At 71.2% G+C, this 9,136-nt stretch carries 4 protein-coding genes and 1 CRISPR repeat array; of the genes, 1 reads left to right on the top strand and 3 read right to left on the bottom strand.

What is annotated here, in order from left to right; translation table 11 throughout:
- Nucleotide 1: 1 nt before the first annotated feature.
- Both ACR807_RS28100 and ACR807_RS28105 read right to left on the bottom strand, forming a co-directional pair.
- Nucleotides 2-2,989, bottom strand: coding sequence for a type I polyketide synthase (locus ACR807_RS28100; RefSeq protein WP_438924442.1), 2,988 nt, complete (start codon nucleotides 2,987-2,989; stop codon nucleotides 2-4).
- Nucleotides 2,974-3,294 carry an acyl carrier protein gene (locus ACR807_RS28105; protein WP_438924443.1) on the bottom strand — a complete coding sequence of 107 codons (321 nt, stop codon included), beginning with the start codon at nucleotides 3,292-3,294 and terminating at the stop codon, nucleotides 2,974-2,976. Before ACR807_RS28105 ends, ACR807_RS28100 begins: the two co-directional genes overlap by 16 nt.
- A gap of 411 nt (nucleotides 3,295-3,705) precedes the next feature.
- Between ACR807_RS28105 and ACR807_RS28110 the strand changes: the two genes are divergently transcribed.
- Entirely contained in the window at nucleotides 3,706-5,040 is a 1,335-nt protein-coding gene (locus ACR807_RS28110; protein WP_438924444.1) for an MFS transporter, read from the top strand.
- Between the two features lie 1,826 nt (nucleotides 5,041-6,866).
- A CRISPR array of direct repeats spans nucleotides 6,867-7,871; the repeat unit is 28 nt; unit sequence GGACCACCCCCGCTCGCGCGGGGAAGAC.
- Nucleotides 7,872-8,001: 130 nt separating this feature from the next.
- On the opposite strand, the gene ACR807_RS28115 is transcribed toward ACR807_RS28110, so the two are convergent.
- Nucleotides 8,002-8,919 (bottom strand): bifunctional DNA primase/polymerase, encoded by a 918-nt coding sequence (locus tag ACR807_RS28115; RefSeq protein WP_438924445.1) that lies wholly within the window; start codon nucleotides 8,917-8,919, stop codon nucleotides 8,002-8,004.
- Between the last annotated feature and the right edge of the window lie 217 nt (nucleotides 8,920-9,136).

Here is a 9,136-nt window from a genome sequence, read left to right on the forward strand (position 1 = left end):
CTCAGTCACGGGCTGTGGCGACGATGGTGCCGATCAGGCCGTCGAGGCTGCTTGTGCCCAGAACGAAGTCCTGGCCGAGGGCGATGCCCAGGCGGTGCAGCCCACTGCGCAGCTCGCCGGCACCGACGGAATCCATGCCGAGGTCGGCCAGCGCGGTCCGGCCGTCGAGGCGGGTGTGGGGTGCGAGACCGAGCACGGACCGCACCACGACGGTGACCTGCCCCGCAACGCTGTCATCCGCTGTGTCCTGCGGCACTGCCGGTGGTGGGAACACCCGGGGTGAAACCACCGGCGGGGGACCTGCGGCCGGCGCACCGATGGCCGGGTCGACTGCCCGGACCCGTGGTGCCGTGCGCTGGTCGGACAGGTCTTCGGCGCGGTCGGCGGGCGTGGACCACAGCGGCTCCCGCTGCCACGCGTAGGTCGGTGCGGCGGCCGGCAGGCCCGGTCCGGGAACCAGCACGTCGACGTCGACGTCTGCGCCCGCCACGAACAGATCCCCCACGGCTGTGAGCAGGTGGGTTCGCGCAGGCGTCCCACGACGAGCCGAACTGGTCACCACCGCCGGTACGGATGCCGTGGCGGCGAGCTCGGCGACGGCGCGCCCCAGTGCCCGCCCAGGCCCCAGCTCGATGAAGATCGTCCACCCGTCGGCCAGCGCGCGGCGTACCGCTGCCGAGAAGTGCACTGGCCGGACCATGTTCGCCACCCACTCTTCGACCGGGTCGTCGGTGGGCTCTGCGGCAGTGGACGAGTAGCGCCGCACCGCGGACTCCTGGTGGCGCAGCCCTGCCAGCTTCTGGCGCAGGGGAACGGTGAACGGGTGCATCGCGCGGCTGTGGAAGGCGTGCTGCCCGCCGAGCACTCGCGCGAACGTGCTCTCGCGCGTCAAGCGATCTGCCAGCTCGGCGATCTCTTCGGCCGGGCCGGCCAGCGTGCACGACCGGTCGGCATTGACGCACGCGATCTCGATCGCGGTACCCGAGACGGCCTCGGCGGCCTCCGCTGGTGACAGGCCGGTGGCGAGCATCCGTCCAGTGGGCCCCGCGGCGTTCATCAAGTGGGTCCTGGTTTGTACGATCCGCAGGGCGTCGCTCAGCCCCACCACCCCGGCCACGTACGCGGCCGCCACCTCGCCGAGACTGTGGCCGATGACGGCACCCGGCCGCACCCCGAGGTGCTGCCACATCGCAGCCTGGGCGACTTGGAGCGCGAAGGTCGCGCCCGGGGTCAGCGCCGGATCGGTGACGTCGTCGCTGGACGGATCGTCGAGCAGCCCCGCGAGCCGATGCTCCCCCAGGCCGGCCGCAGCGCGACGGCAGCGGTCGAGCGCCGTGCGGAACACCACCCCCGCCCCGTCGGGTCCGTCAAGCATGCCGGGCCACTCGGTGCCCTGACCGCTGAAGACGAAGACCGGCCCGGGGCCCGGGTCGTCCAGGACCCGTCCCACACGCACGTCCGGCGACGCGATGCCTTCGGCGAGGGAGCGGGCCGCGCTCTCGCCGTCCGCGGCCACCAGGGCCAGCCGCTCATCGTAGCGGTCACGATGTCGGACCGCAGTGGCGGCGAGCGGTGCGAGGCGGTCGGCCCGGGTGCTCAGGACATCGGCGTAAGCGACCGCGGTTTCGGCGAGACCGCGGCGGGACGGATGGCTCAGCAACAGCAGTGTCGACCCGCCCGGTGCGCCCCGCCCGTCACGCGGGGTCGATGGCGGCTTGACCGGATCAGCCTGCTGCACCAGCACGTGGACGTTGGTGCCACTCAGGCCGAACGAGCTGACTGCGGCGCTGCGTGGACGGGGGCCGCCAGGCCACGGCTCCAGCCGCTGCGGCACCCGCATCCCGAATGAGGAACGGCGGGCCAGCGGCGTCAGCTCCGAGGCGTGCAGTTGCACGGGCACCTCGCCGTGCCGCACGACCAACGCCGCCTTGAGAAGGCCCGCCACCCCCGCCGCCGCATCGAGGTGGCCCAGGTTCGCCTTGATCGAACCGACGAACGGACCGGTCGCCGCGTCGCGACCGTAGACGGCGTCGAGCGACTCGAGCTCGATCCTGTCGCCCAACTGGGTGCCGGTTCCATGCGCCTCGAGGTAGCCGACCTCCTCCGCCCGCACGCCCGCTACGACAGTGGCGTCGGTGTAGAGGCGCCGTTGGGCCTGCCCGTTGGGCACGGTGAGACCGGCACTGCGGCCGTCGTGGTTGACTGACGAGCCGCGCAGGACGGCCAGGATGTCATCCCCGCTCTCGCGGGCGTCGCTCCACCGTTTGAGCGCCAGCACGATCGCGCCCTCGCCCCGCACCATGCCGTCGGCGTCCGCCGCGAACGGCCGCGAACGGCCGGATGGCGACAGGGCGCCGACTCGCGACATGAAAGCGGCGATGTCCGGTGCCAGGATGAGATTGGCCCCACCGGCCAGCGCGAGGTCGCACTCACGCATCCGCAGGGCCTGACAGGCGAGGTGGACGGCGAGCAACGACGACGAGCACGCCGAGTTCACCGTGAACGCCGGGCCGCGCAACCCGAGCAGGTAGGAGATCCGCCCGGCGGCGAAGGCGGGGTCGCTACCGGTGAGCCAGTAGCGGTCCTCCGGGTCGGCACCTGCTCCGCGTAGCTGGAGGTGGAGGTAGTCCGAGGCGAGCAGCCCGACGTAGACGCCGGTCCGGGTTCCCTCGGCCGCCGCGCGGGTGGTTCCGATGCGCAGGAGCGCCTCCGAGGTGACCTCCAGCAGAAGCCGGTGCTGGGGATCCATGCTCTCGGCCTCGCGCGGGGACAACCCGAAGTACCCGGCGTCGAAACCAGCCACGTCGTCGAGGAAGGCCCCGCGGGCGAGCGGGTCGTCGCCCCGCTCCAGTGGCATGCCGCCGATCAGATCTGCTCCACTGCGCAGCAGGTCCCAGAACTCCTCCGTGGACCGGGCGCCCTTGATCCGGACTCCGGCGTCGAGGAGGGCGATCGGTTCGCCGACCCCCGGACTCATCGCCGTGTCCATATGGCGGGACCGCCGGCGGCGGCAGCACCTTCGACCGAGAACGGTGCCGGTCCGTTCGACCGCAGCTCCGACACCAGGTCGGCGATAGCGGACACGGTGGCGAACCGCTGTCCGACGACCTCCGCCAGTGGCACCTCGACCTCGAAGTGCGTCTCCAGGAACGACACGAGCTGCATGAGGGTGAGGGAATTCAGGATCCCCGTGCTCAGCAGAGGCGTGTCGTTCTCCAGCCCGGTCGCGGTGTGGCGCAGGACGTGCTCGTCCAGATAGGTGGAGATCGTTTTTTCGGTGGAGGCGACGTTCAAAGTGACTCCTTGCGGTGTGGGACCGGTCCTCTGCGGAGTTGACCGGAGGCGGAAGGTGATAACGGGAAAACCACGCCGCGCCGTGTCGTCTTCGCGCCGTCCGTTGATCACGCGCCACCCACGAGCGCCGTCACGGTCTGCAGGCGTCGCGCCGTCCCGGACCTCGTACGCCGACTACCGACAGGATGTGGCACGGCTGCGCCCGCGCCGTCGGCAACCTGCCAGAGGTGGCGGTAACGGAAGAACCACCCAGCGTGAAGGCTGCCACTCGTCGAACATGGGGGGGTGAACACGAGGCGGTGGTCGGCGACAGGGTCGCTTCCGGGGAAAGCACGAGGACTGGCGGGTTCGGCGACCACACCGCTGCCCCCTCCCGCGGTGCTGCTTATCGCAGTGCTGTGCGGAGCCCAAGTGCTCGAAGTGCTCGGCGTCACTGTCGTGATCGTCGCCCTGCCGGTGATCGGGGCGGACCTGGGATTAGCCGGTGGTGGGCTGCAGCTGGTCGTGAGCCTTTATGCGGTGCTGTACGGCGGCCTGTTGTTGGCCGCCGGGCGGCTGTCTGACGTGGTGGGGCGCCGGGTCGTGCTGCACGTCGGGTTGGTCGTCACGGGGATCGGCACGATGCTCTGCGCCACAGCCGCGGGGAGCGTGGTGCTCCTCATCGGTAGGGCGATCCAAGGGGTTGGTGGCGCACTGGTTACCCCAGCAGCGCTTGCTCTGCTGACAACGGCGTTCAAGTCGGGGGTACCGCGTCGCAGGGCGATCAGCGCATGGACGGCGGCCGCCGCTGGAGGGGGCGCGCTGGGCTTCGGAGCCGGCGGCGTCATGGTCGGCCTGGTCGGCTGGCGTGCGGTCTTCTGGCTGCTGACTGTCGTCGCAGGGGTCGTGCTCGCGCTGTCGTGGCGGGTGGTACCGGTCGATTCACCGGTTGCAAAGCGCCGAGGTCTGGACCCGGTGGGTACTGTCACGGCCGTCGCCGGGCTGGTCCTGCTGGTGATCGGCGCCGGTTTGGTGGGGATCCCCGGTGTCGCGCCGGTGCTGCCGGCTGTCCTGCTGGTGGCGGGAGCGGTCTCGCTCGGCGGTTTCGTGCTGACCCAGCGGTACGGCCGTGACCCGCTCCTGGAGTGGTCGGCGCTTACCCACCGGCGTTTCCTGCGCGCCAACGGCGTCGCCTTCGTCAACACGGCCACCACCAGTGCGTCCGGTACGTTGGTGGCCCTGGTTGCCGGTGACCTCTTCGGGCTCCGTCCGCTGCTTACGGGCTTGGTGTTGCTGCCGTTCTCGATCATGGTGGTGGTCGGGTCATCCGTAGGCGGGTACTGGCTGCGACGGCCAGAGCGCATCGGGATGGCGACGGGACTCGCGGTTGTGGCCGTGTCCATGGGCGGAATGGCTGTTGCGACCGCGACCCGGTCGCTGCCGGTGCTCGCGGTCGCGGTCGCCGTAGCCGGACTGGGACTGTCCTGGGCTGCGATGACGTCCACCGACGCCGCGACGGCGGCCCTCCCCGGCGAGCGGCAGGGCACAGCCGCAGGAGCGGTTAACACCGCCGCACAGGTGGGGACGGCACTAGGGGTCGCCGTGTTGGTCACCGTCGCCTCGCTCGTCGACGGCGAATCGGCGGTCGAAGGGCGCGGGTACGTCATCGCCTTCGCCGTGGCCGCCGGACTCGCCGGAGTCGTGGCATTGGCCCTGGCTATCAAGAGGTGGGACATGACGCGGACATCGCCGACACCATCCGCATGACCAGGTACGTCCTGTGCGGCTGGAAAGTCATCGCTGATGGTCAAGCATATATTGGACCTTTCCAACCTCACCCGGCGTTGAGGTGAAGTGTGAGGACGGCTCTCGCTCGCGCGGGGAGACGCCGTGTGTATCACCGCCCGGTAGTCGCCAGCCGGGCCACCCCTGCTTGCGCGGGGAAGACCGCCCCAACCGCCACCGGGCAGGCTGCCGAACGAACCACCCCTGCTCGTGCGGGGAAGGCAAGCGTGGGGCGCCCGTGCGCGGGCTGCTGCGCGAACCACCCCGCTCGCGCGGGGAAGATGCGACTCGGCCCGCCACGCCGCCGGATCTCGCCGGACCACCCCGCTCGCGCGGGGAAGACGGGCTTGGTGGGTTGGTGCTGCCCCTGCCCGGGGGGACCACCCCCGCTCGCGCGGGGAAGACTCGTCCTCGGAAATCAGCCACGCATTCCAGTGAGGACCACCCCCGCTCGCGCGGGGAAGACCCAGAAGGGCAAGCCCCCGGCGCGTGCGGAGGACGGACCACCCCCGCTCGCGCGGGGAAGACCAGCAGGGCTGACGGTCCTGTGGCGCTGGGCAGGGACCACCCCCGCTCGCGCGGGGAAGACCCGTAGCCGCCCACCCGGGTGATCTTCTGGTCCGGACCACCCCCGCTCGCGCGGGGAAGACCACGTGCGCGGCATCCGCGCCTCGCTCGGGGTGGGACCACCCCCGCTCGCGCGGGGAAGACAGGGCAGCCGCCCGAGGTACGCGACGTCCGCCGGGACCACCCCCGCTCGCGCGGGGAAGACAGCTGCGCGCCCTGCTCCTCCAGCGCCTTCGACGGACCACCCCCGCTCGCGCGGGGAAGACGCGTTGCCGCCCGCCATGAGCCCGGTCGCGAGCGGACCACCCCCGCTCGCGCGGGGAAGACCCGACCGACGACATGGCGACGCCGCCGTACGGCGGACCACCCCCGCTCGCGCGGGGAAGACGCGCGCGCCGGTAGATCTCGGCGATCTCGGCGAGGACCACCCCCGCTCGCGCGGGGAAGACCTCCTCGGGCTGGGCGTGTGCCTCGGCATGTGGGGACCACCCCCGCTCGCGCGGGGAAGACATCGTCCGCCTGCCCGACTGGCGCAGCGAGTCGGGACCACCCCCGCTCGCGCGGGGAAGACGCCGAGACGCTGATGCTGATCAACGCCGCGGTGGGACCACCCCCGCTCGCGCGGGGAAGACCTGGGAATCGGGTGGTCCTTCTGGCGGCAGGTGGGACCACCCCCGCTCGCGCGGGGAAGACACTTCCTGAGCTGCTACGTTACAGGCCGATGCCCGCGTTTTCATTCGGTCCGCCGCGGTATCGGATATCCCCCTGATGTCTGCGGTGCAGATGCCGTCAGTGCTGTCCCATCCATCTGGCCTGCTTGTCGATCCTGGTCTTGAGACGACCCTGATCGAGGGAAAGAAGTGCGACCCGACCCGGTCGGCGTGCGGCAGTCCGGACCGCCTCCGATTGCGCGGGAAGGCAGACCAGGACTGCTGTTACGCCCTGGTCGGGAACGGGCCACCCGGCTCGCCGGGGAAGACGGTCGAGCGAAGCACGTGCAGCGGCGTGACAGCGCACCACCCTTGCTCGCGCGGAGAAGACCGGCAGCATTTGCTCGTCAACCAGTAGGCGCCGCGAGCACCCCTTGCTCGCGTGGGGAAGACGGCGCGATCCTCGCGGGACCATCCCCGCTTGCGCAGGGAAGACCGTCCGGCGCCGTAGGGAGTCGTGGGGCCGGGCGGACCACCCCTGCTCCCATGGGAGAAGACTGTGCCTGCTGGTGGCGTCGATCGGCATATCGCGGACCACCCCCGCTCGCGCGGGGAAGACCTGGCGAACGGCACGGTGAAGGAGTTCACCGAGGGACCACCCCCGCTCGCGCGGGGAAGACCTCGTCGTCGTCCTGGTCCCGCTGGTGTTCAGCGGACCACCCCCGCTCGCGCGGGGAAGACGGGGTCGTCGCGGTCACGTCGCGTCCCACGCCGCAGACCACCCCCGCTCGCGCGGGGAAGACGCCTCGTGCTGTACGGCGAGTGCCGCACTCAGGGGACCACCCCCGCTCGCACGGGGAAGACAGCTCCGCGTCGGCGGTGTGGATCGACCCGGGCGGACCACCCCCGCTCGCGCGGGGAAGACCACCACACTGACGTACTGATTCACCTCGAATTGGGACCACCCCCGCTCGCGCGGGGAAGACATGCGGACGCACTCGATCCGGAGTCCCGCCTTCGGACCACCCCCGCTCGCGCGGGGAAGACACCGCGAAGTTCAGGAAGAACTGGCTGACCGGGGGACCACCCCCGCTCGCGCGGGGAAGACTGCTGGAGCTGGACCGCATCCACTGGCGGCTGCGGACCACCCCCGCTCGCGCGGGGAAGACGTCGTGGGCCAGGCGGCGGCCGCGGGCGGCCTGGGACCACCCCCGCTCGCGCGGGGAAGACGTCGTGGGCCAGGCGGCGGCCGCGGGCGGCCTGGGACCACCCCCGCTCGCGCGGGGAAGACCTCGACGGCCGTGCGACGACGGCGGACGTCGCGGGACCACCCCCGCTCGCGCGGGGAAGACGGGCGCCGGCCTGACCGGGCCGGCTTCATGCAGGGACCACCCCCGCTCGCGCGGGGAAGACCCCGGCAACGAGGTGATCGTGCCGTCGATCACCGGACCACCCCCGCTCGCGCGGGGAAGACTGCGCTGGTCGCGCCCCCTGCCGGGGTCAGTTGGGACCACCCCCGCTCGCGCGGGGAAGACCCTCCCTGAGATGCGCAACGCTATCGCGATAGCGGACCACCCCCGCTCGCGCGGGGAAGACACTTCCTGAGCTGCTACGTTACAGGCCGATGCCCGCGTTTTCATTCGGTTCGCTGCAGTCTCGAATATCGCTCTGACGTCTGGCGGAGCGTGTCAGGGCATACACGCATTTCTGCGTCGTTCACGGTAGGTCAGAGGCGTTTCAGCCTGCGTGGTCGGAGCATGCCCCAGGTGAGCCCGTCGCTGATAGTGATCTCGGCTTCGTGGGCGCTCCAGCCTTCGATTCCGTGGTGCTGGGCGGCGGCGGCATGTAGCACGGCGCGGACTTCGTGCTCGTCGAGTTCGCCGCCGCCCACCCATCGACCGAGTTTGTTCGCAGCGCGTAGCAGGCTGTCGTGCCGTTGCCCGGGAGTGGCTCTGCGGACCTTGTCCGCTTCGCCGGTGACGATGGCGTCGAGGTAGGCGTCCGGGTGGTGTGGTGCCTTGCTCGTTGAGCGCGGTGGTGTCGGTGGTGTAGGCGGCAGCAGGAGGGGAATCAGCCATTGGGGCAGCGCGGCGATCGGCGCGTGGGTGATCGGCCGGTAGATGCCGCGGTTGCTTACTGAGCCTGCGGCGACGATGTAGCCGCCGGCGCCGCGGGTGTCGATTCGCCATCCGAGGCGGCCGATCGTGTTGCGCAGCTCCGGCTCGACGGGGGCGCGGAAGTACAGGTGCTGTCCGCCGGAGGGGGTCCGCACGGTGTAGGTCCGGTTCGGGTAGGGCTGCCCAGCTGCTGCGGCGAGGCGTGTCAGGACGTCGCGGCCGTGCCGGGCGCCTGCCCACTGCGGCGGTGGTTGGTGGCCGTGGGCGTCGTCGAGGTCGATCACGTACAGCCCGCTGGGCCGGCAGGCGATGCCGATGTTGAACGGCCGGGTGCTCCAGATGTCGCGGATCCGTTCGGGGTCGCTGGTGGCGACGGATTGCCAGCCTTTGTCCTTCGGGATTTTGCTGCGTGGCCACAGCGGGATGACGTGGTGACCGTCGCGGGCGGCGTTGAGCGCGACGCGCATCAGGCGCGGTAGTGAGGGTGTACTGGTGCTCGGCGATCCAGCGGTGGTCGCGATGTCCAAGGAAATTCAGTCCTTTTGGTGTCGGTGATGTTCGGACTCACGGCCTGGGTGAGCTGCCAGGGCCGGGGCCGGGCCAGCTGGCCCGACCGGAAGAGCTCCGCGCTCCCGTGGAGCGGTCGCAGGCCCTGTGCCCCACTGAGGCGCGCGGTCTCGTTGCCACGCTGGCGCGATCGCGGCGCTCTGCTTCCGCGCCGTTCTGGTGGGCCGCAGCCCGTGC

This window comes from Saccharothrix sabaoui (genome assembly GCF_051756985.1).
GTDB lineage: Bacteria > Actinomycetota > Actinomycetes > Mycobacteriales > Pseudonocardiaceae > Actinosynnema.